The following is a 21097-nucleotide window of genomic DNA, read 5'->3' on the forward strand; positions in this document are numbered from 1 at the left end:
TTGTTACTTAGAGTTACTTAATCTTTGTTTCAATTGATTCATTTGTTTTTGGACATGCTGTGGCCATAGCTGTAGTGGAACCTGATTGCCGCTAGCGGCTTGCAATGTTTTATAGATATCGACCTGGCCCCAGCCAAAATATTTGTCATGCCCGGGAGTGCCTAAATCAACAGCATTTTTGGTCATAAGATCCATAACTTCCGTATTCGTTAGATTAGGATTTAGTGAACGCACCAAACCCGCCAGCGCAGCGACATGAGGACTGGCCATCGATGTACCGGATAAAGCGGCATACTGGCTATCTGGGTAAGTGCTTGCTATGCTTTCTCCTGGTGCTGCGACATCAATATAATCGCCGTAGTTGGAGAAGGAAGCTTTTTCCCCTGAAGCATTTGTTGCAGCTACTGCAATCACTTCGGGATACGCAGCAGGAAAACCTGGTCGTTCTGTATTATCGTTGCCTGCAGCAGATACGAGGACGATATCTCGGTCGTAGGCATATTTGATCGCGTCATGAAGAAACTGGGAATCCGCATAGTTACCTAAACTCAAGTTTATGACTTTCGCACCGTTGTCCGCAGCCCAAATGATTCCTTCTGCAACAGAATAAGTGGTGCCTGCTCCTGAATTATCGAGTGCTTTTACCGGAAGGATCTTGTTGTACCAGCTGATTCCAGCTACTCCCTCACCATTATTGACCAGAGCGCCTATAATTCCAGATACATGTGTACCATGTCCTACATCATCTTCTGGAGTGGAGCCATTGGTGATCGCGTTATATCCTGTCAAAAGCTTACCCTTCAAATCCGGATGATTGATCTGGACTCCGGTATCCACTACGGCTACGATCACTTCTTTACTTCCCTTAGAAAGATTCCAGCCCAGCTCCGTTTCGATCGCTGGCAGATTCCATTGATAGGTGGAGAATAACATGTCATTTGGAGTAACTGTTCCCTCTGCGTTTTTAGATATCGTATCATTGGTTAAATACATATAGTGAGGCTCCGTATATTCGGGGTGCCATTTATTGGTGAAATAGTCTTTGAGCTCATAATAAGTCATCTTCTCCGAACGGAAAATATAGGCATACCCAAGCTTACGTGGCTTCTTGCCGTTGATATCAGCGGTTATCGTTTGAAGCTGCCCCGGAGTAGGTGAGTTGTTGCGGAAACGGACGACAATTTCATTCTCATAAAAATGGCTGGCGTTTTCGTTATCATGACCGGTCTTAACGGTGATATCTTTTAAATTATCGGTATGAACGGATTCTACACGGTACTTACCTTCCTTCGGATAAGGAATGAGACGCAGGTTCTTCAGCTGATGGTCTGCCACACGACCAAGCACCTTTTGGTTAATAAGTGCAATGATGCCTACATTTTTTTCTTTGTTCCGCTGAGCGATAAAATAATATTTCTCTTTACCGATTGTAAACGTTGGAGATTCATAGGATTGATGACCATGGATCGCTGATTTCGCCGTCTTAAGATATTTTTGCAGCTGCTGATTCTCCTGTTCGGTTCCTTGAGGAAATGAAGAGGACTTAAAGGTTTCCGTTTTATGCTTGCGAAAATCAATCCACATAAGCATAGTGATAAATCCGTGGTTCTGCTGCAAACGTTTTGCATACACTGATTTATCATGAAGCGAAGCGATTCCATCCGTTTCAGTGAGGAGTTTAGTCAAATGTCTGCTGACATCCACTCTATTCAGATGATCCGTCGCATCAACATCTTGAGATAAGGAGCTTTTCTTCAATGATTTTTCCTGTGAAGGGTTTGGCGCTGAATGTAGGGCTGAAGTTGGAGCAGGATTTGGTACAGCAACATTAGCGACTTCTCTGGTCGTCGTCCCATTAGTGGCAGGACGTAGCGCAAAGGTAAGTAATACAACTGTGAATGCAGCTGTTACCAAACCTGCAACCGTTAGATTTTTACGTGACATGATTTCCGCTCCTCTACGCATTGTAATGCCTATAGGTTTAGAAGAGAGCGTATGTTTTATGCATCTTAGAAAAGGATACCTTCCTAACGTTTTTTATGATAATATCAGAGAGAATAAGCATCTTGAGTTCGCATCCTGATATTGCAGGAGATACGTCGATAGATGTTCTTTTAATTTTCAGAAGGTTAGACTTCTCTGTGTTTGCATCCTGATATTGCAAGAATAAAGAGATATGTCTAAAGACTATTTCTTCATAAGATTAACTTTATTGACTACAAGAGCAGGGAATAATAAGGGGGAGCAACCGCCATGTCAGCAGCCAATGTGCAGAAATTATGTGAATCGACGAGAGACAAACTTAAAGATGTAATTGATAAGATGGAAATTTTTCTGAACGAGCATGCATTGCCTCAGCTTGTAACAGAAGATGATGAAGAAACTGTACAATTTTATCAAGGATTTCTGTCCGATGTCCGTCATCTGTTAGTGTTCTCGGAAATGTCTTATGAGAAGCTGGGAGTTGCGCTGCGTCGTGCTACATTCGATGAATCTTTTGCGCAGAAAGCGCTTTATAATGTATATCACTATGGCGTGAATAACTTCTTCTATCCAAAGAATGAAAGCTATTCTGAAGATGGACGTTATGCTTATACTGGACAGGATGCTATCCGTTTCCGTAAAAAACCAGTTCGTCCGGCGCGTGATATCATTCTAGAAATTACCAAGACCTATGAAGAGCTACGCGATGACCTTACTTATTATGAGAACGACTATTTGACTGAGAAACGTATGCAAAATCAGGTTTAACAGCTAACTAGTTCGTGTAAAGGATCAGCACTTCGTCATAATGACGAGGGCTGATCCTTTTTTGACGTATTAGAATTTATATATTTTGGGCCCCCACAAAGTACCTGAGTACGCATCAAAGCACCCCCCACTTTGTGGGGGTATTTTGCGTGGGCATCATTACATCAACTGGAAACCAGCCTGTCGAATAGGGGGTAAATCATGCGGACATAATGAAGCCGAGGTGATAAATATGTCGAGTGTAAAGCCATTAGTCAAATGCAGTGTAAGCAATTGTCATTATTGGGGCGAGCATAATTTATGCCGGGCAGAAGAAATTATTATTGAGATCGACAAGCACGCAGGTAGTGGATTTAAAGAAGAATATGCTGAAGAAATGACGAATGAAGGTCACCACGATCAAGTCGCAACATCGTCTGCAACATGCTGTTTAACATTTAAGCCGAACTCCTAGGAGGCCGCCCTAATGGACAGAGAAAAGGAACATGAATCAAGTTCATCAAATGGACAATCCGGTCCGAGAAAAGTTATTTTGCGTCCGCGCAGAGTAGACTATCCACGCCGGGACAGAGAACATCAAGAGGAATATGCCGCAGAGGTGAATCCGGTTTCGATGCCGATCCGGGATACAACACCACGCGTGGTGAGTGAAACTAAGGAGCATGAAGAGGAATATAGTGGAGGCAAAGCGATAGGTTATACTGGGCTAGCTATGGGTATTGCCTCCTTGTTTCTCTGGTCCATCATACTTGGACCCATTTCAGTTGTGATTGGTTATTATGCATATGCCAAGGAGCAAAAAACGCTTGGGGCATGGGCGATGGGGTTAGGGATTGTATCCACACTTAGTTACTTTGTGATGATACCCTTTGCTCGCTAAGAATGAACTGGTAAGTTTGAATTATAACAGGCTTTAGACCTAAATATCAGGGTCTGAAGTCTGTTTTTTATTCCAGCATATAGCAATAATCTCGGATAAAATGTAATATTAAGCCGTAATTCATCGAAATCCAAGCTTAGACCAATAGATATGATTCAACAGGATCAAAGGAGTGCGCCAGTATGGAGATTAATCCCGCTGTAACCAATGGGTTAGGGCAGCTTAAATGGGTAAGCTTAAAGAGTGCAACCGACAAGAGTAGCTCAGCAAATGAAACTGTAAGATCGGGCGCGTCAGCCTCTCAATTTGCAGCAATGCTTCAAGCTGTATCTTCTAACTCGTCTAATGGCGGGGATACAAACTTCTTGACGTCACTTCCGGATGCTTCATCAGTTAGTAGCTTGTTATGGCAACAGATAGGCGGAACAGCTGAAAGCATCGATAGTGTAATTTCCGGGGGAAATACGGATACTAAACCAACAAGCTATGATGATCTGATTCAAACGGCGAGTGCTAAGTACGGGGTTCCAGTCGATTTGATAAAAGCTGTGATTGATACAGAATCTTCCTTTAATCCAAACGTTGTCTCTTCGGCTGGTGCTAAAGGATTAATGCAATTAATGGATGGAACAGCGCGTGGGTTAGGGGTTTCTGATTCATTCAATCCTGCGCAAAATATTGATGGTGGTGTACGCTATCTGTCTTATCAATTGAAACGCTTTGACGGACAGGAAAAGATGGCATTAGCGGCTTACAATGCAGGGCCTGCAAGGGTAATTAACCTTGGCGTAAGCAATGATCAGGAATTATTGGAGAAACTTACACTGCTCCCTAAAGAGACGCAGTCTTATCTCACTAAAATAGAACGCGCTCGCGCGGAATACGCTGTATAATAAAAAGGATCAAACGGGTATTTCCCTTAAACCACATGCTGGTATTTGGGATCACCGTTTGATCCTTTTTCGAAATTTAAAAAAGAATGATTCTGTACTTTAAAGAAGTAAAGGAGACAATCGCTATATGCTTTACTGGGACTATGCCGCCGCTACACCACCCTATGAAGACGTGGTGAAGACGATGGAACAAATTATGAAGCTGCATTATGCTAACCCGTCCTCCTTACACCGTGCCGGTAGTGAAGCGGCAAAGCTGATCAGGCGTTCACGAGAAGTATGCGCGGCTGCGTTATCTGTACAACCAAAGGAGATCCTATTTACATCTGGGGCTACGGAGAGTAACAATTTAGCCATTAAAGGTGCTGCTTTGCAATATCAGTCAAGAGGACGTCATCTGATAACTACGGAAATAGAGCATCCCTCTGTGTATGAAAGTTGTCTGCAGCTGCAGCAAAATGGCTGGGAGATTACTTTTGTAGCGCCTGACAGCACTGGAATGATTGATCCAGAGCGAGTGGCTACTGCAGTACGGCGTGATACCGTACTTGTAAGTGTGATGCATGTAAATAATGAGATTGGAACAGTACAGCCGCTGATGGAGATTGGCAGGCTAATTAAATCCGTAAATCCACGAACCTTATTTCATGTGGATGGCGTTCAGGGATATGGTAAGCTTGCTGTTGACCTTAATGGATGGAAAGCGGATCTTTACAGCTTGTCTCCTCACAAAATTCGAGGTCCTCGCGGAGCGGGGCTGCTCTATATTAAAGAAGGAATCCAACTGTTCCCCTTACTTTCAGGTGGTTCTCATGAAGAGGGACTACGTGCTGGAACTGAGAATGTACCTGCAATTGTTGCTTCTTCCAAAGCCGTGCGGATGGGTGTTGAGCAGCGAGAAACCTTCTATGCCCAATTGCTCCCACTTCGGGATCGGCTGTTACGCTTCTTGCACAGCGTTCCTGAATTTGTTATAAACAGCAGAGAGGATGGGGCCCCTCATATTGTGCATTTCTCATACCCTGGCATGAAAGGGGAAGTGTTCGCCCGTAAGCTGGAGGAACTAGGGATGGCTGTTTCTACTCGATCGGCTTGCTCCTCCAGGCTGGCAGAACCTAGTCGTGTTCTATTGTCTATGGGGAAAGATGTCTCTGTAGCTTCAGGAGGCATCCGTATCAGTTTCGGTGATAGTCACACTGAAGAAGATGTCGCGGCGCTTGAGAAAGCACTAATTACTGCGGTACGAGCTTTAAAGATTGCTGAAGGAGGTATGAAGTAACTAATGAGTGCGATGAATCAAGAATCTGCTAAAGGCAGTGCCAATAGTATTGATTATGCCGATATGCTGCTTTTGCGTTTCGGGGAGTTTACATTAAAGGGCAAAAACCGTGCCAGATTTGAAAAAACGGTACTACGTCATGTGAAAGAAATGATTAAGCCATATCCAAAGGTGGTTCTAACCAAAGAATTTGGAAGAATTTACGTGGAACTGAATGGAGAAACTGCTGCCCCATTGGTAGAAGCATTGAAGAATGTATTCGGAATCGCTTCTATCAGTCCGGTAAAGGTGGCCAAGTCAGATCTCGAGGATATTGTGGCTGTTAGCCGTCATTTTTTGGAGATCATCGCTCCTGCACCGGGAACTACATTTAAAGTTAATGCACGCCGGGTATGGAAAGAGTTCCCATATGGCTCCATGGAGATGAATAAGCTAGTCTCGACACCACTGCTGCAAGGCTATTCCGGACTTACTGTGGATGTAAAGTCACCTCAATTGGAGCTGAAAGTCGAAATTCGTCAAGGTCATACTTTTATATTTTGCGAAAATATTGCTGGTGTTGGTGGATTTCCGCTCGGTACGAATGGAAAAGCGATGTTATTGCTGTCCGGAGGCATTGATAGTCCTGTAGCCGGTTGGTCATCCATGCGTCGTGGACTCGAAGTGGAGTGCGTACATTTCTATAGTTATCCTTATACGAGTGAGCTTGCCCGGCAAAAGGTGGTTGATCTTACGCGGGTATTGTCACGATATGCGGGAGTCATCAAACTACACTTAGTACCTTTTACAGAGGTGCAGACATCTTTTACTGGAATAGGTCAGGATAATCTGATTATTACGTTGATGCGTCGAGCTATGCTGAGAATTACTACACAGCTTGCTGAACGTGAGGGTGCTCTCGCGATTGTAACCGGTGAAAGTCTTGGACAGGTTGCTAGCCAGACGTTACCAAGCATGAATGTGATCGGTCGTGCGACAGAACTTCCTCTTTTACGTCCGCTGGTAATGATGGACAAAAGTGATATTGTGGAGCTGTCTAAGAATATCGGCACCTACGATCTGTCAATTCTTCCTTATGAGGATTGCTGTACATTATTTGTACCTAAATCACCTACAACGAATCCGAATTTACGGATTGTAGATAAGATTGAAGCTACGCTCCCAGGTTACTCTGCATTACTGGACGCAGCGATTGAAGCCACGGAGACCGTGCTGATCACTCCGTATGGAGATGAGAAGCCTAAAGATGTAGTAAGTGCTCAGGCTGGATTACAGGAAGAATGGTTCTAATATTATAAACAAAAGGCTGTCTCATTCGTAGCAACATCTACGGTTGAGGCAGCTTTTTTGAATTATTATGGCTTGATTGGCGTCTCCAGTGTCCTCCAATTAAGATGCCAACAATGATCACAAATATAAACAGAGCTCTCAATAGTGGATGCTGCTCAAAAAATGGGGATAGCTGCTGTTCATCTGTAATCATGCTTGAGGCTGTAAACCCTAGGACTGCTGAGCCAATATAAATAATCCATGGATATTTGTTGATTAATTTAATAAAGAGAGTGCTTCCCCAGACCACAATTGGAACGCTGATTAACAGTCCTATGACAACTAGAGAGATATTGTGCTTAGCGACTCCCGCTATGGCGATGACATTATCCAGTCCCATCGCAGCATCGGCTAGAATGATTGTACCCACAGCGCCCCCTAAGCTTTGACCAGCCTTGATATTCGTTGAATTGTTCTCATCTGTTAACAGCTTATAGGCAATTAGAATAAGTAAAATCCCGCCTGCCAGCAGTAACCAAGGGATTTTTAATAACCATACGACCAGAACCGTTGCGAAAATCCGTAATACGACGGCACCTGCTGTTCCAAGCACAATTGCTTTTTTTTGAGTGCTGATCGGCAAATTACGCGCAGCAAGTCCAATGACTATGGCATTGTCTCCCGCTAGAATGAGATCTAGAAAAATAATATTGAGCAGTGATAATACAAACTCCCATATGGATGTATTCAAGGCATAGTCACCCCTAAAGTTAGTTAAGATGAGCACGAAGATATGCTTAGTTTTGTATACGCAAAAAAAGGGGCATACATGCTTTCATCCTCAAAAAAAAGTTGGACAGGAAGCATAGCTTGTCACTTCCGAACATACATGTAGTTACATGTGATTCGGGGAGGTAAAAGCGAATGGAATCATTATTGCTCCTTGGTGAAATATTGATGATCAATCTTGTGCTGAGTGGAGATAATGCTATGGTCATCGCGATGGCCAGTAAGGACCTTCCGGAGAAGCACCGGAAGATTGCGGTATGGTGGGGAGCTGCGGGAGCTGTTATTCTGCGCTGCTTGCTAACTTTTGTTGCGGTATTACTGTTGAAAATCCCTTATATCCAGGCTGGAGGAGGAATTCTGCTGCTATGGATTGCGTTCAAGCTGCTTCTGGAAGAAGAGGAGGACCTTAGAGTCGCGGAAACATCCTCCGTATGGAAATCCATCCGAACGATTCTCGTGGCTGATTTTATTATGAGTCTTGATAATGTCCTGGCAATTGCCGGTCTAGCCAAAGGGGATTTGGCTTTAATTGTCATCGGGATTGCGCTCAGCATTCCGATTGTAGTATGGGGAAGTGGCCTCATTGTGGGGTGGCTGCATAGATTTCCGCTACTCGTATTTATCGGCGCTTATATTTTAGCCTTTACAGCAGGTGATATGATGCTTCAGGATGCAAAATTAGGGACAATGCTCTCCTTTTTGCTCCCATCCACGCATTCCACACTGCCGATCGCTTTAGGAATATTAGTAGTTGTTACAGGAGCAGTTAAACGAAGAACAACATCAGTAGGTTAATAAATTGCAATAAAAGGCAATACTACAAGGACATCTCCACAAATTGGAATTGTCCTTTTTTGACGTATCAGAAAGTATATATTTGGGACCCCCGCAAAGTACCTGAGTACGCATCGAAGCAAAGCGCCACTTTGTGGGGATATTTTACATGGTCAGTGATGGCATTTTGTGTATGTTTCAGATAATATATGAATAAGAATCCTGTCGTTTTCTGGGTATGAGACGGCAAGGTAATGAGGTAGACGTGAATTTGAAGGGATGGGTGAAGGATGTCTTCCAAGAATGACATGAGACTAGGTGTATTCATTGTAGCTGCGGGCGTCTTGATTTTATTCGGTAAGCTGGGGGTCTTCGGATTTTTGGGACGAGCCCTTTGGCCGCTAGTGATTTTACTTCCAGGATTGGTTCTACATATGTTATTTTTTAGCCGCCGCGCTTCGGCAACAGTATTGATTCCCGCGGGAATATTAACGGTATATGGTTTATTGTTTGGTCTTTGCAATATATGGGGATGGGGGCTTATGAAATATTTATGGCCTGTGCTTCTGCTCGGCATTGCCGTAGGTCTGTATGAATATTCCATAAATTCTCCAAGACGGTCAGGGGGACTATCTGCAATTGCTGTAATATTAGGCGTTCTAAGCATAGCGCTTTGTATTTTCAGTCTTATGGGTACGGGTGTGATCTATCTAATTGGTATTGTATTCATCGCGGCAGGAATTTGGCTGATTACAGGTCGGGGTAGAACTCGTGGCCGAAATAGATGGTATCGAAGTTAATTAATGTTGGATCTTGTGAAAAAAAACGAAATTTGGCAACTGTTTTTTTCATAAAAAGACTTGCTTTTCATAGTGCTTTCACTATAATATTAATGTTATGTTGAAGCGTCGGCTTTCTGCCTGGCGCTTCTTTTGTGAGACTGCCGTGACATGCTAAGAATTTTAACAGTTTTAATTTGATAAATGAGAGGATTTGGATACAAATCATGCATTCAAGAAAAGATATTCGCAACATTGCGATCATTGCCCACGTTGACCATGGCAAAACAACACTCGTCGATCAGCTTCTTCAGCAATCGGGAATCTTCAGCGCACACGAACACGTACAAGAACGCGCTATGGACTCTAACGATATCGAGCGGGAACGCGGAATTACAATCCTAGCTAAAAATACAGCAATTACTTATAAAGAGTTTTTGATCAATATTGTGGATACACCTGGACACGCTGACTTCGGTGGCGAAGTAGAACGGATTATGAAAATGGTTGACGGTGTATTGCTGGTTGTTGATGCTTATGAAGGCTGCATGCCGCAAACGAAATTCGTTCTGCGTAAAGCATTGGAACAAAAACTTACACCGATCGTTGTCGTGAACAAGATTGACCGTCCAGCTGCTCGTCCTAAGGAAGTTATTGATGAAGTGCTCGATTTGTTCATCGAGCTTGAAGCAAATGACGAACAATTGGAATTCCCGGTTGTCTATGCATCTGCTCTTAATGGTACATCAAGCATGGTTCCTGAGAAGCAAGATGAGACAATGCTTTCACTTTACGAAACAATCGTTGAGCATATCCCAGCTCCAACTGAAAGTGTAGAAGACCCGCTTCAATTCCTCGTAACGTTGATGGATTATAACGAATACTTGGGTCGTATTGCTATTGGCCGTGTAAACCGCGGTGTGATCAAACAAGGTCAATCTGTAACTGTAATTATGCGTGACGGTAAGAGTAAAACCGCACGTATTGAGAAATTGTTCGGGTTCCAAGGTTTAAAACGTATTGAAACAGAAGAAGCGGGCGCAGGGGATATCGTTGCTATCGCAGGGATCAAGGACATTAACATTGGTGAGACCATTGCTGATCCAGCGAATCCAGAAGCACTGCCTGTTCTTAAGATCGACGAGCCTACGATGCAAATGACTTTCCTTGTGAATAACAGTCCTTTTGCTGGTAAAGAAGGTAAATGGGTAACTTCCCGTAAACTGCGTGAGCGTCTCTTTAAAGAACTTGAGACAGATGTGAGTTTGCGTGTGGATGAAACGGATAGTCCTGATGCATTTATCGTTTCTGGACGTGGTGAGCTTCACCTTGGTATTCTGATCGAGAATATGCGTCGTGAAGGTTATGAAATGCAAGTTTCTAAACCACAAGTAATCATTAAAGAAATCGATGGTGTTAAATCGGAGCCACTTGAGCGTCTTATGATTGACATTCCTGAAGAAAGCATGGGCTCTGTTATGGAAAGTCTGGGCACTCGCAAAGCTGAAATGGTCAACATGATTAACAACGGTACGGGTCAAGTACGTCTAGAGTTCCTGATTCCTGCACGTGGTTTGATTGGTTACAACACTTACTTCTTGACTTTGACACGCGGTTACGGCGTTATGAACCATGCTTTTGACAGCTACGCTCCACTGGTTGCTGGTCAAGTTGGCGGACGTCATCAAGGTGTGCTTGTAGCCAGTGAGACTGGATCAACTACACAATATGGAATAGTGGGCGTTGAGGATCGTGGTATTCTCTTCTTGGATGCAGGTACAGAAATTTATGAAGGTATGATCGTAGGCGAGCATACCCGTGATAACGATATTATCGTTAACATCTGTAGAGAAAAAGCACTTACCAACATGCGTACTTCAGGTAAGGACGATACTGTAAAAATGAAGACACCACGTACCTTCTCTTTGGAAGGCGCACTTGAATATTTGAATGATGATGAATATTGTGAAATCACACCTAAATCCATTCGCTTGCGCAAAAAGATTCTGAACAAAGGCGAACGCGAACGTGTAGAGAAGCAACGTAAAATGGCACAAGCAAACGCGTAAGATCAGCTTATTATAGTAAAGAGCCGTCGGAGGTTTAACTTTCGGCGGTTTTTTTTATAACAAAAACTTCCCTTACTGATGATATAATGTAAACGTATCTTAAATTTGGGAGGAGTGCGGTATCTATGCAAGTCTGGTTTGCTGAGCATCCAATCGTCGCTTATATTGTTATTTTTATATTGCTTACATTTGTGTATAATCAGGTATTTCGTGTGAATCAAAAATTATCGATTGGCAAAGAGATTATGCTGTACATAATGATGGCAATCGGCTCCGGCATGCTCCTCATTTTTCAACATGATAAGCTACCGATCATTCAGTGTCTGCTGGTTGCCGTTGGATTAATGCTGATGGTACGGATACGTTATATCGTAGAAGCTCGACAGAAGAGAAAGGCTGCAGCTGCAGCAAAAAGACAGTAATCGAAACTTTTACCGCTTATGCAACGTCTATTTAAGTGTAGCAATTTTAATTCCAAATGAAATGAAGAGGACTTTATTCTACTATGAGTACACGAAACAGCAGTTTACCTCCACGAGCAAGTGGTCAACAACCGAATAATAGAAAACAGCCTGTGAAGGGTGCTCCTAAGAAAAAAAAGAAGAAACCGCAAAAGAGAGGCTTTTTTGGCAGATTAGTTAGAATCCTGTTAACCATACTCATTATTGCGATTCTTGGCGTATTGGGCTACGGGGGCTATCTGTATTGGAAGCTTGAAAATGGGGTCTTTAATGCAGGTAGTAAAGGAACGGTTGCCCCAGGACATTCGGCTACAGAAAAACCACTGACGATGCTTATCCTAGGTACGGATAATAGACCAAAACATCAATCTAGATTGACAGATGTTATTATGGTTGCAGCGCTTAATCCTAAGACAAAATCAGCAACCATTGTCTCTCTTCCGCGCGATACCTTAGTTGAGCTCAATGGATACAAGCAAACGAAGATTAACGAATTCTATGCTCGCTTTAAGGGGAAAGAAGATTCTTCTGGTATTTTGGCAGAAGATGAGATGAAGACAATGATGGGGAAATATCTAGATATTGACGTAGATTATACAACGATTCTGGATTTTCAAGGCTTTCGCGATGTGGTGGACGAGCTTGGTGGAGTCAAAGTCAACATTAGCGATAATATGTGTTATACAGACAGCGTTGACGGTACGAATATCAATTTGAAAAAAGGTCCGGCGGAGCTTGATGGAGATAAAGCGCTAGATTATGTGCGATACCGTAAATCTAATTGCAAGCCTAAGACTAAGGGTTCAGACGATTTTGATCGGAACAAACGTCAGAATGAGGTCCTTCATTCACTGGTGGATCAGATGCAATCGCTTGGTGGAGTATTAAAAATAGGCAAGGTACTTGACGCAGTGGATAGTAATATGAAGACTGATATCGAAAATTCGCAGATTAAAGATATGATTGCGACTTATTGGAAGATTTCCAAAGATGATATCGAATTCAAGCCCGTGACTGGAACGTGGCGAAGTCCGTATGTATATATTAATGATGAGGAGCTTGAGGCTGCCAAGAAAAGCTTGCAGGATCGATTAGCAGGAGTTTCTGATAATTCCACTTCAGAATCCACTGAGGCGCCTTAAAGTCCTTAATAACACTTCGCCCTAAAATTGAATGCAAGTTTCAGCCTGTGCTATAATATAATAAATTGAATGAATTTACGCCGCATAGGGGGCCAGTACTTATGTCCGAAGCCGTTGCTCAGCTGAACGAAACCTTGTTATCGATGCTGCAATCGGAAACTTTTGTTCTTCTCAACACAGTTGATGCGGAATCAGGAGGTCCAACGTCCACGGCTATTTCGTGGATTTATGCAGTTAGTCCTAGTACTGTGCGTCTGGCTGTAGATCATCGTTCCAGACTCGTGAACAACATGAAGGTCAACCCGTTAGTAACCGTCACTGTGTTCGGTGAGGGTACTGTCTATGCTATTAACGGCAGTGCCGTTGTAAAGCAGGATCCACTTCAGGATGTACCTTTCAAGATGTGCTGCTTTGATGTTGAAATCATGGCGGTGCGTAACGCGCTTTTTTATGGAGCGCAGCTTGAATCCGCCCCAAGATATGCAAAGGTTTATGATGGACGTGCCGCTGAGAAGCTGGACGGACAAGTATTTGCAGCCATGAAAAAAGCCTAGTGAGAATATCACTGGGCTTTTTTTGTCCTCTACTGCGCATTTTTAATCGGCTTAGTATCCTCTGGCAGCTGCGGCATGATTCGACCGATGATATCAGCCAGTTCAGATGAGAATCCAGAAATCGGATTTCCCTGAGAAATATGGCGGCTCATGTCTGCTAAGCGGCTGGAGAGATCCATATCGGCTGTGACAAGTGCGCGTACACTTCTCGGGTCTTTGCGGATAGCTTCCGCTACAGTATATTTAATGCTTCCAACACGTGATCGGTCTAAAGAACCTTCTACGTCAAGACCTACAATGGCTACCTTGTTCATGACTACACAGTGTGCGCCATTCACACCAGGAACTCTTTTGGCCAACTGTTCAAAATGGTCCTTAAGTGCAATTTCACTTTCGCCCTTAACACTGACGGTGTGACCAGCTTTCGAGGTGGCCTTAGGATTAGTTGCACCATCGTTGGCCAATTGCCGAACCGCATGGTTTCCCGTACCCTTTACAGCATTCGCAGATTGTTTATTCTGAGGAGAGGGTGATGTCTTTTTATTAGCGATACCGCAGCTTGTCAATAGCAGCAGTACCAGCAACAGACACATTGATTTTCTCATATGTGATTACTCCTTTCAGCCAAGTTCGTTTCTGTACCTTATCTTTTCCCTTGGCGGAAAGAGTTATGTATGATCAATCAAACCAGGCGCTGTGGAGGGGATAATATGAACAAGATATTTGTGCTAGATACCAACGTGCTTTTGCACGACCCCAATTCGATTTTCTCTTTCAAGGAGCATGAGGTGGTTATTCCAGCGGTTGTGCTGGAAGAAATCGACTCCAAAAAGCGCAACGCTGACGAAATCGGTCGGAATGCCCGCACGGTTTCCCGATTGCTCGATGGACTTCGTGAGCTAGGTCATTTGCATAGTGGTGTGGAGCTGGAGCATGGAGGCAAGCTGAAGGTAGAACTTAACCATCGCAGTTTTGTGAAGGTACAGGAAATGTTTGGTGAGGTATCTAACGACAATCGGATTTTGGCTGTAGCTCTCAATTATTTAATCGAAGAGAAAGAGAAGCCTGATCCGCGTCCCGTAGTGCTTGTGAGTAAGGATGTGCTGGTCCGGATTAAAGCGGATGTGTTAGGAATTACGCCAGAGGATTACTTGTCAGATCGTACTGGAGATTTAAATGAACTTTACACTGGTTACCAATCTCTGCAGGTACATCCAGCATTGATTGATGAATATTACAGTCACCGCTCTTTAACGGTTAAACAGCTCGCGTTGTCGTATCCATTGTACCCTCATGAATTTGTGATCCTCAAGGATGAAATAGGCACGGGTAAATCAGCTCTTCTCAAAGTGAATAGTGATGCGACCCGTCTGGAGCCGCTCTATCTGGGCAATGATTCAGTCTGGGGGATCAGCGCCCGAAATGCTCAACAACGAATGGCATTGGAGCTGCTTCTCAATGATGAAATCCCGCTTGTAACCATTACGGGTAAGGCTGGTACAGGGAAGACATTATTGGCGCTTGCTGCCGGATTATTCAAAGTTGAGGATGAGCATAAATACAAAAAACTGCTCATTGCTCGTCCAGTAGTTCCTATGGGTAAAGACATTGGTTATTTACCCGGAGAGAAGGATGAGAAGCTCAGACCTTGGATGCAGCCTATTTATGATAATCTGGAGTTCCTGTTCGACACCAAAAAAGCTGGCGATATCGATAAAATCTTAATGGGCCTAGGCAGCATACAAGTTGAAGCCTTAACTTATATTCGTGGCCGTTCAATCCCTTCGCAGTTCATTATTATCGATGAGGCTCAGAACCTTTCCCGTCATGAGGTGAAGACAATCGTCTCCAGAGCGGGTGAAGGAAGTAAAGTGATTCTTATGGGTGACCCGGAGCAAATTGATCATCCATATTTGGATGCTGCGAGTAACGGACTTAGCTATATTGTTGAGAAGTTTAAGCAGCAAGGGATTAGCGGACATATTACATTGGAAAAAGGGGAGCGTTCCCGTCTGGCCCAATTGGCAGCGGATCTTCTCTAACCATTAATCCTCTTTTCAGCCGGGAGAAGCATAACTCCCGGCTTTTTCCTGCCCGCCCAGAAACGGCGGAGGAATAAAAGGTTGTGTTGGTGATTTGAGCCATGGAAAGAAAGTTTGGAACTGTAGAAGCGAAGCGTTCGCCTTTATCCTCGGATTTCAGCCGCAATATGGCGTAATTAAATCAGGAAATCTGAGGATAACAGCGATCGGAAGTCCAAAGCTTTCTTGTAATGGCGGATGGATCACCCTAAGCTATTAATTGTCTTCGTCGTTTCCCCTTATATAATAGAAAGAGAACGTTTTCACATTCTAAAGACAAGCAGCGGCGGGTTTGGTAAAATAGGGGTGACGAATCATGGGAAAGGCGGGGAATTGTGCTGAAACGCAAAAATTATTGGCTGCTTTTTGCAATTTTACTACTATCGCTGACAAGCTTGTCACCCAGTATGGAATTGAGTACCAATAACGACCCACATCCTATGAAAAAACCACAAAGTCAGTCGACAAACCCCTCTTCAGGGGAAGAGGGAACTATAGATAGCCTGCGCATAACAGTATCGTTAAATAGTGAGGAATTCAATGAACTGGAGCTTTTAAGCAATCGTTATACTTTAGAAAGTGGAGTAAAGGTAATATTAAGAAATATTGATAGCGAGGATGCAGACGAAGTTTTGAAGCATGATCTTACCATCGGGGATAGCCCGGATATCGTTATGGCGGATGGACGAAGTATTCTCGACTGGGCTACACGTGGATATTTATTGCCGGTGGATGTGTATCAGAGCATTCCGGGAACTGCACCGTTAACTCAGTTAATCCCATGGATGCAATGGAACGGATATAATTGGGGAGTGCCGCTGGATATTGATCCTTATGTACTTGTTTATTCACCACAGCGTCTTGCGGAACTGGGATTCACTACCTTACCAAGAAGTCTGGAACAGTGGAACACATTGCTTCAGAATGTGCTTAAAGAGCAAGGAAAATATTTGCTCGCAATGGATACACGTAATCCATATGGATTGTCCGCTGTTATGGAGAGTATGAACAGCAGCTTGCTATCGGATAACCAAGAAGTGATAAATTGGACTCAGAATGCTCGTAGTTATTTTTACCTTACCAGTCGATATAACAAAGATGTTTGGGATATGATTCAGAGCGGAAGCGTTGCTGTTGCTGCTCTACCGCTATCTGAGTGGAAAAAACATGGGAATTCGTCTTTAGTTGCTGAAGCACCACTGACCGCAAGTAACGGGAGAGGACTTGAATCTTATTACAGCCGTTCCTTTGCACTTCCGGCTCAATCCCCAAATCCAAAGGAAGCCGTGAATTGGCTGACGTTTATCACTTCTGAGGATTCTCAAATGGATTGGCTAGAAAATACGGGAAGCTTGCCTGCGCTGGATGTCCTCTATCGTTCAGAGCATGATTTCAAATATAGGCTTCCTTTTGGAGTCGAATTATTACTGACAGAAGAAACCGCCCCGGAGGTTGAATTCCAAGGCGGCTGGAGTAAGATTGTTGAAGCAGTATCCTTACTGCTTACAGGAAAAATGGATGCGGCTGGGTACAAAGATTTCATCAAGGAAGGCTTAGAATGAGATTGAAAGTTTAACTTGGAGGACGCCTTCTTTACTATCTACTTCTGTGGCACGGAGGAAAGAAACAATTTTTCCAGGGTAAAAGCCTAAATCAAATTCCTCCTCAAGTGTTCTTCTAGTGGTGTCAGGTAATTCGAGACCATTAAATACAACATGATCTACTTGGAATATAAGTCCGTTGATGGGTTCTTCCTGTATGATGTAGTGACCGGTTAATGAAAGGGCTAAAGCTCCACTTTTTCCTGTGGCAGTAATCGTTCCGTCATTAAAATGAAATGCGAAATCGTTAAATAGCTTATTCTGGGACTGAAGGAATTCGTTTAAATCCTCTTCCTTCAGATTCAGAACATAAGTCATCCCCTTACGAGTAAGAACTCCCTCTCGATTCTGGACAAACTGCGGTAATTTATTCATTGCGGAAGACAATGCTTTGAAGTAGGTCTTTACCTCGCGCAAACCAATATTCTCCCAATATAATGTGAATTCTTGAAGTAGAGCGCTCATATTATCAGGATCACTACTGTCTTTAATCCCACCTTCAATTTCTTTATTGAGCGCGGCTACCCGAATTTTCTGTTCCTCCAGAGCGGTTCGCAGCTGTGCAAGATCCTTAGAGCTGCGCTGTGCAGTCTGGAGGGTCTTCTTTAGATCCTTATATTGGTCCTCGTATTGTGTGAGAATGTTGCGGTCATTTCCGATAATAATTTCATAATAATCGAATAGTGCCAGGAATCTGCTAATGCTCTTCGCGGATAGAAATGCGGCCAAGAGACCGTCTCTATCCCCCATATAATAAGAACGAAGGACCGCGCCTGCACGCTCTTGTTGGTTTGCGATGGCAGATTTTTTCTGGATAGCTTGCTCTTCTAGGTAATCTACCTTTTCTTCAAGCGCTTTTTGTTCGGCTGTAATCTTGATGATCTCCCGTTCGATTTCTGCGGAAGATAAGGTTTGCTCCAGAAGTTTACGGGTTTCTTCATTATCTGGTATAGAGGAATTGAAAAAAGAACCGCTAGGATCGGCAGACAGGTACATCGTAGATTGTAACGGAAACAATGTACAGCAGAAGAGAATTAGTATGGTTGCCATCATGCGGCTTTGGGCATTGCGGGAGCGCACCACACCACCACCTTTTTTTGAAATTTAAGATAAGAATTTATCTGTTTCACTCCATAAATCATCCTTCTATTTCTCGTAGAAACGGAAACTGTCCGTAAAAGACGGCAAAACCGGTTCTTCTTGAATGGATATATGTATGTACTAATAATATGTTTAACCCTTCTAAAATAGCATACATACAAAAAATCCCCACAAAGTGAGGCTATCCTTCAATGCGTACACAGATATTTGGGGGACCTCATATATAATATATTAACTGATAAACAAAAAAACGGAAGTGATCCTTATTAGATAAGGACCTCATCCGCTTCAAGAGAGCACTGCAATTTATAGTGGAAGACCCATTTGAAAGATCGTCCAATAGCTGAAACCGGTGAAAGTCAAAATCATGTATGCCCAGAAAAGTAGGACATAAGTTTTTTCAGTAAACTTCAAATAACCGAGAATTACGAAAAAAGCGGTTTGCAAAAAGAAAAGCAAGGCCATTTCTGTCAGACCTCCGGCGAAAGCCATCAATCCAATAGCCAATGTAAAAAAACCTAATACCCGAAACATGCGGTCCAAGAGAGAGTCCCCCTTCCAGTATGTATCTCACGAATATTCCTTCGACTTATTATACCCGTTCAGTAAAAATGTGTAAACGAATTCATTGAAAAAAATAAACTAATCTTGAAAAAATGTGATTTTTATAATTGACTGAAGTGATTAGTACTTGAAAAAAGAGAATTTATTACTTAAAGCGTATGATGTGGGCAGATAATGGAAATACAATTTAGTATCAAATAGATTCTATGAACTCTATGAGAAGCATAGAAATGGAGTAAGCAGCTTTTATCCCTATTCACTACCCGGCAGAGCTGTCGGTTATGGAGATGGTTATTTCAAGATGTTGTTAGGAGGTTTGGTTGGATGACAGCCGTTAGACAGGATGCTTGGAGTGCAGAAGATGATCTAATACTGGCAGAAGTAACCTTGCGCCACATTCGGGAGGGCAGTACACAACTTGCTGCTTTTGAAGAAGTGGGTGAGAAAATCGGCAGAACGTCGGCAGCTTGCGGATTCCGCTGGAACAGCTGTGTTCGAAAAAGCTATGAAGGTGCAATTGGAATCGCTAAAGGTCAACGTCAAAAGAGAAGTTACCTGAAAAAGCAGCCGTCGGTAAGAGGAGCGCAGGTAGCGGGTCTGATTCTCGGGGATACCGATGAGGAATTCGGGCGGGGCGAAGGATTAAGTGAAAACACATTATCCATTGATGCGGTTATACGTTTCCTGAGACAATGGAAAGGTACGATCCAGGAGGCAGGACGCCAGCTGAAAATGCTGGAGAGAGATTTGCGCGAGAAGGAAGATGAATTAACAGAATTAAGATCTGAGAATGAGCGGTTGTCAAAAGAGGTTAATCTTGCTCAAAGTGACTACCGGGTAGTCAATGATGATTACAAAGCTTTAATTCAGATTATGGATCGTGCGCGTAGGCTAGCTTTCTTAAACGAAGAAGAAGAAGAAATGAAGACTCGTTTCAAAATGGATGGGAATGGAAATTTAGAACGTATTGAATAAAAGATAGGCAAACTAAAACACCCGTAAGTGGTTCGCTTTATTAGCGCCATTTGCGGGCGTTTTGGTTTTGTATTGTCATTTATGGAGGACGACAACGGCGGTTCTTCTTGGTATATTAAGGCTATACTTAGAAAATTTGCGTTTGAGATCAACAGGAGGATCAGATGAAAATCGATATAATCGGTGCGGGTTCACTTGGGCTGCTCTTGGCAGGGAGGCTGACCCAGTCCGGGAATGAAGTGAGATTGTGGTGTCGAGGGGTAGAGCAGTGCCGGAAATTAAAAGATGAGGGATTAACTGTGAGCTATGAGGATGGGCGCGATCCAATTTCGATTTTGGGGGATCGATTTGTGTCCGCGCCAATAGAGGGATTTGCAGATGCCTATCTCCGTGAGCCCAGTGATTGGATCATAGTAACGGTTAAACAGGACATACTACATAATGTTTTACCTGGATTTCTATCCCCTCTTAGGGAACAACAGGTACACATCATTTGTTTTCAAAATGGCATTGGACATATGGAGATGCTCAGTAACTTGCTGCCGAAAGCAAATTTATATGCTGCCGTAACAACAGAAGCTGCGAAGCGAAAGTCTTTAACTGAGGTCATTCATGCAGGAGCGGGGGAGGTGTGGATAGGGAAATGGAGCTTAAAGAATGGACAAGCCCATAGTATACATACTGATTTACAAGTGAATTATTTAATAGAAGTTCTCATTATGGCAGGATTCTCAGCCTTTTTGTCGAATGAAGTGGATACCATGATTTACCGGAAGCTCCTAATCAATGCCGTTATTAATCCGCTCACAGCGATTTGGCGTATTCCAAATGGTGAACTGCTTGCTTCAGAAGAGCGCCTGCAGTTAATGAGAGAACTTTTTAGAGAAGCTACTATGGTATATGATGCCTGCGGAATTACTTATGATCATGATGCGTGGGATAACATCCTTAAAGTGTGCAGGTCAACGGCTGGCAATACTTCGTCCATGCTGGCAGATGTTCTAGCTTCAAGAAGCACAGAAATTCATTGGATCAATGGAAGTCTTGTAGAAATGGCAGAACGCACTGGAACATTGGTTCCTTTACATCGCTTGATCTGCCAATTAGTAGAGGGAATATAGGTATGATCTCGGAG

General features: G+C 43.3%; 21 protein-coding genes. 16 read left to right on the forward strand and 5 right to left on the reverse strand.

Annotated elements, in window-relative coordinates; all coding sequences use genetic code 11:
• Window positions 1–3 precede the first annotated feature (3 nt).
• Entirely contained in the window at window positions 4–1944 is a 1941-nt protein-coding gene (locus ACWNM1_RS07380) for a S8 family peptidase (RefSeq protein WP_449600500.1), read from the reverse strand.
• Between the two features lie 309 nt (window positions 1945–2253).
• Between ACWNM1_RS07380 and ACWNM1_RS07385 the strand changes: the two genes are divergently transcribed.
• The 6 genes from ACWNM1_RS07385 to thiI all read left to right on the forward strand — a co-directional run bounded on the left by ACWNM1_RS07385 (window position 2254) and on the right by thiI (window position 7093).
• Window positions 2254–2751 (forward strand): YpuI family protein, encoded by a 498-nt coding sequence (locus ACWNM1_RS07385; RefSeq protein WP_042190914.1) that lies wholly within the window; start codon window positions 2254–2256, stop codon window positions 2749–2751.
• Between the two features lie 232 nt (window positions 2752–2983).
• Entirely contained in the window at window positions 2984–3205 is a 222-nt protein-coding gene (locus ACWNM1_RS07390; protein WP_042190912.1) for a DUF1540 domain-containing protein, read from the forward strand.
• A 12-nt stretch (window positions 3206–3217) separates the two neighbouring features.
• Entirely contained in the window at window positions 3218–3631 is a 414-nt protein-coding gene (locus ACWNM1_RS07395) for a hypothetical protein (RefSeq protein WP_449600501.1), read from the forward strand.
• Between the two features lie 182 nt (window positions 3632–3813).
• Entirely contained in the window at window positions 3814–4524 is a 711-nt protein-coding gene (locus ACWNM1_RS07400; protein WP_449600502.1) for a lytic transglycosylase domain-containing protein, read from the forward strand.
• A 127-nt stretch (window positions 4525–4651) separates the two neighbouring features.
• Window positions 4652–5803 (forward strand): cysteine desulfurase family protein, encoded by a 1152-nt coding sequence (locus ACWNM1_RS07405; protein WP_449600503.1) that lies wholly within the window; start codon window positions 4652–4654, stop codon window positions 5801–5803.
• A 3-nt stretch (window positions 5804–5806) separates the two neighbouring features.
• Window positions 5807–7093: a tRNA uracil 4-sulfurtransferase ThiI gene (gene thiI / locus ACWNM1_RS07410; RefSeq protein ID WP_449600504.1), complete on the forward strand. Its 1287-nt coding sequence runs from the start codon at window positions 5807–5809 to the stop codon at window positions 7091–7093.
• A gap of 37 nt (window positions 7094–7130) precedes the next feature.
• On the opposite strand, the gene ACWNM1_RS07415 is transcribed toward thiI, so the two are convergent.
• Window positions 7131–7823 (reverse strand): TerC family protein, encoded by a 693-nt coding sequence (locus ACWNM1_RS07415; protein ID WP_449600505.1) that lies wholly within the window; start codon window positions 7821–7823, stop codon window positions 7131–7133.
• A 173-nt stretch (window positions 7824–7996) separates the two neighbouring features.
• On the opposite strand from ACWNM1_RS07415, the gene ACWNM1_RS07420 reads away from it, so the two are divergent.
• The 6 genes from ACWNM1_RS07420 to ACWNM1_RS07445 all read left to right on the forward strand — a co-directional run bounded on the left by ACWNM1_RS07420 (window position 7997) and on the right by ACWNM1_RS07445 (window position 13640).
• Entirely contained in the window at window positions 7997–8656 is a 660-nt protein-coding gene (locus tag ACWNM1_RS07420; protein WP_449600506.1) for a TerC family protein, read from the forward strand.
• 269 nt (window positions 8657–8925) lie between these two features.
• Window positions 8926–9435, forward strand: a complete 510-nt coding sequence (locus ACWNM1_RS07425) for a hypothetical protein (RefSeq protein ID WP_449600507.1) — start codon at window positions 8926–8928, stop codon at window positions 9433–9435.
• Between the two features lie 206 nt (window positions 9436–9641).
• A complete protein-coding gene (gene typA / locus ACWNM1_RS07430; protein WP_042190900.1) occupies window positions 9642–11483 on the forward strand; it encodes a translational GTPase TypA in 1842 nt (613 codons plus the stop codon).
• A 125-nt stretch (window positions 11484–11608) separates the two neighbouring features.
• Window positions 11609–11905 carry a YlaH-like family protein gene (locus ACWNM1_RS07435; protein WP_042190898.1) on the forward strand — a complete coding sequence of 99 codons (297 nt, stop codon included), beginning with the start codon at window positions 11609–11611 and terminating at the stop codon, window positions 11903–11905.
• 83 nt (window positions 11906–11988) lie between these two features.
• The gene (locus tag ACWNM1_RS07440) at window positions 11989–13086 is read left to right on the forward strand and encodes an LCP family protein (protein WP_449600508.1); all 1098 of its coding nucleotides are present in this window, start codon (window positions 11989–11991) and stop codon (window positions 13084–13086) included.
• Between the two features lie 101 nt (window positions 13087–13187).
• Window positions 13188–13640 carry a PNPOx family protein gene (locus ACWNM1_RS07445; RefSeq protein ID WP_076299659.1) on the forward strand — a complete coding sequence of 151 codons (453 nt, stop codon included), beginning with the start codon at window positions 13188–13190 and terminating at the stop codon, window positions 13638–13640.
• 29 nt (window positions 13641–13669) lie between these two features.
• Here ACWNM1_RS07445 and ACWNM1_RS07450 read toward each other — a convergent pair whose 3' ends face one another.
• A complete protein-coding gene (locus tag ACWNM1_RS07450) occupies window positions 13670–14245 on the reverse strand; it encodes a YhcN/YlaJ family sporulation lipoprotein (RefSeq protein ID WP_449600509.1) in 576 nt (191 codons plus the stop codon).
• 105 nt (window positions 14246–14350) lie between these two features.
• Here ACWNM1_RS07450 and ACWNM1_RS07455 point away from each other — a divergent pair, with 105 nt between their 5' ends.
• Together ACWNM1_RS07455 and ACWNM1_RS07460 are read left to right on the forward strand one after the other, a co-directional pair.
• Window positions 14351–15682 (forward strand): PhoH family protein, encoded by a 1332-nt coding sequence (locus ACWNM1_RS07455; protein WP_076117287.1) that lies wholly within the window; start codon window positions 14351–14353, stop codon window positions 15680–15682.
• A gap of 374 nt (window positions 15683–16056) precedes the next feature.
• Window positions 16057–17283: an extracellular solute-binding protein gene (locus ACWNM1_RS07460; RefSeq protein ID WP_042190887.1), complete on the forward strand. Its 1227-nt coding sequence runs from the start codon at window positions 16057–16059 to the stop codon at window positions 17281–17283.
• On the opposite strand, the gene ACWNM1_RS07465 is transcribed toward ACWNM1_RS07460, so the two are convergent.
• Entirely contained in the window at window positions 17275–18402 is a 1128-nt protein-coding gene (locus ACWNM1_RS07465) for a coiled-coil domain-containing protein (RefSeq protein WP_262495767.1), read from the reverse strand. The genes ACWNM1_RS07460 and ACWNM1_RS07465 overlap by 9 nt on opposite strands.
• 327 nt (window positions 18403–18729) lie before the next feature.
• Window positions 18730–18966: a DUF2626 family protein gene (locus ACWNM1_RS07470; protein ID WP_042130273.1), complete on the reverse strand. Its 237-nt coding sequence runs from the start codon at window positions 18964–18966 to the stop codon at window positions 18730–18732.
• A 345-nt stretch (window positions 18967–19311) separates the two neighbouring features.
• Between ACWNM1_RS07470 and ACWNM1_RS07475 the strand changes: the two genes are divergently transcribed.
• Window positions 19312–19962, forward strand: coding sequence for an RsfA family transcriptional regulator (locus tag ACWNM1_RS07475; protein WP_042130271.1), 651 nt, complete (start codon window positions 19312–19314; stop codon window positions 19960–19962).
• Between the two features lie 164 nt (window positions 19963–20126).
• A complete protein-coding gene (locus ACWNM1_RS07480; RefSeq protein WP_449600510.1) occupies window positions 20127–21083 on the forward strand; it encodes a ketopantoate reductase family protein in 957 nt (318 codons plus the stop codon).
• Window positions 21084–21097 lie beyond the last annotated feature (14 nt).

The organism is Paenibacillus sp. Marseille-Q9583 (genome assembly GCF_976954365.1).

Bases quoted from the DNA above. Each gene is read 5' to 3' on its own strand.
- ACWNM1_RS07380 (WP_449600500.1), bottom strand. From the start codon at position 1,944: ATGTCACGTAAAAATCTAACGGTTGCAGGTTTGGTAACAGCTGCATTC.
- ACWNM1_RS07385 (WP_042190914.1), top strand. From the start codon at position 2,254: ATGTCAGCAGCCAATGTGCAGAAATTATGTGAATCGACGAGAGACAAA.
- ACWNM1_RS07390 (WP_042190912.1), top strand. From the start codon at position 2,984: ATGTCGAGTGTAAAGCCATTAGTCAAATGCAGTGTAAGCAATTGTCAT.
- ACWNM1_RS07395 (WP_449600501.1), top strand. From the start codon at position 3,218: ATGGACAGAGAAAAGGAACATGAATCAAGTTCATCAAATGGACAATCC.
- ACWNM1_RS07400 (WP_449600502.1), top strand. From the start codon at position 3,814: ATGGAGATTAATCCCGCTGTAACCAATGGGTTAGGGCAGCTTAAATGG.
- ACWNM1_RS07405 (WP_449600503.1), top strand. From the start codon at position 4,652: ATGCTTTACTGGGACTATGCCGCCGCTACACCACCCTATGAAGACGTG.
- thiI (WP_449600504.1), top strand. From the start codon at position 5,807: ATGAGTGCGATGAATCAAGAATCTGCTAAAGGCAGTGCCAATAGTATT.
- ACWNM1_RS07420 (WP_449600506.1), top strand. From the start codon at position 7,997: ATGGAATCATTATTGCTCCTTGGTGAAATATTGATGATCAATCTTGTG.
- ACWNM1_RS07425 (WP_449600507.1), top strand. From the start codon at position 8,926: ATGTCTTCCAAGAATGACATGAGACTAGGTGTATTCATTGTAGCTGCG.
- typA (WP_042190900.1), top strand. From the start codon at position 9,642: ATGCATTCAAGAAAAGATATTCGCAACATTGCGATCATTGCCCACGTT.
- ACWNM1_RS07435 (WP_042190898.1), top strand. From the start codon at position 11,609: ATGCAAGTCTGGTTTGCTGAGCATCCAATCGTCGCTTATATTGTTATT.
- ACWNM1_RS07440 (WP_449600508.1), top strand. From the start codon at position 11,989: ATGAGTACACGAAACAGCAGTTTACCTCCACGAGCAAGTGGTCAACAA.
- ACWNM1_RS07445 (WP_076299659.1), top strand. From the start codon at position 13,188: ATGTCCGAAGCCGTTGCTCAGCTGAACGAAACCTTGTTATCGATGCTG.
- ACWNM1_RS07450 (WP_449600509.1), bottom strand. From the start codon at position 14,245: ATGAGAAAATCAATGTGTCTGTTGCTGGTACTGCTGCTATTGACAAGC.
- ACWNM1_RS07455 (WP_076117287.1), top strand. From the start codon at position 14,351: ATGAACAAGATATTTGTGCTAGATACCAACGTGCTTTTGCACGACCCC.
- ACWNM1_RS07475 (WP_042130271.1), top strand. From the start codon at position 19,312: ATGACAGCCGTTAGACAGGATGCTTGGAGTGCAGAAGATGATCTAATA.
- ACWNM1_RS07480 (WP_449600510.1), top strand. From the start codon at position 20,127: ATGAAAATCGATATAATCGGTGCGGGTTCACTTGGGCTGCTCTTGGCA.